Source organism: Psychrobacter sp. 1U2 (assembly GCF_051847575.1).
Map to the genome: position 1 here is coordinate 1 of NZ_JBPYDC010001671.1, position 545 is coordinate 545.

At 38.2% G+C, this 545-nt stretch carries 1 protein-coding gene; it reads right to left on the reverse strand.

Annotated features, from left to right (window positions below):
• Positions 1-452: hypothetical protein (locus tag ACS8FD_RS23795; protein WP_439277665.1), on the reverse strand; the 452-nt coding region annotated here is incomplete at its 3' end.
• Between the last annotated feature and the right edge of the window lie 93 nt (positions 453-545).

A 545-nucleotide genomic window follows, 5' to 3' on the forward strand; every position in this document is an offset into this window, starting at 1 on the left:
AGCGTACTGCCTTTTTCTGGTAGTACGTAATCTGCACGTGCAGGAACACTACAGTCTATAACTTGTGGAATTTTCTGCACACTCCTACGTCTTTCAAACAAATACAAATTGACCAAATATATATCCGAGTTGTCCAGCTGTACGCTCGCATTATCAACATCTGCTGCTATAAAGCGTAATATTTGTGGTTTAACGTAAGACCATGGACGAAACCATTCTGTACTTTCAGCTGTTTTAATAACGGTTACACCTTCAGGGAGCTTAGCGACTTGCTGATGATACCAGTTATATTCTTGATGAATCTGAAAACTAAAGATACCAATAGCGGCAAATAGAGGGATTAGCCATTTTGGTGCGCGTTTACCAGCCAATTTACTGAGGTGAGTTATGATAAGTGCTAATCCAGCCATACCAAAGGCAGCAGCTATGGTGGCAATAAACTCAAAAAGCATAAAATATTCCTTAACATAATAGCCATGTTTGATAAGAGGCATCTAACAAAGTAGAACATATCAACTCTTGTGAGATAATTATTAATTATGAGA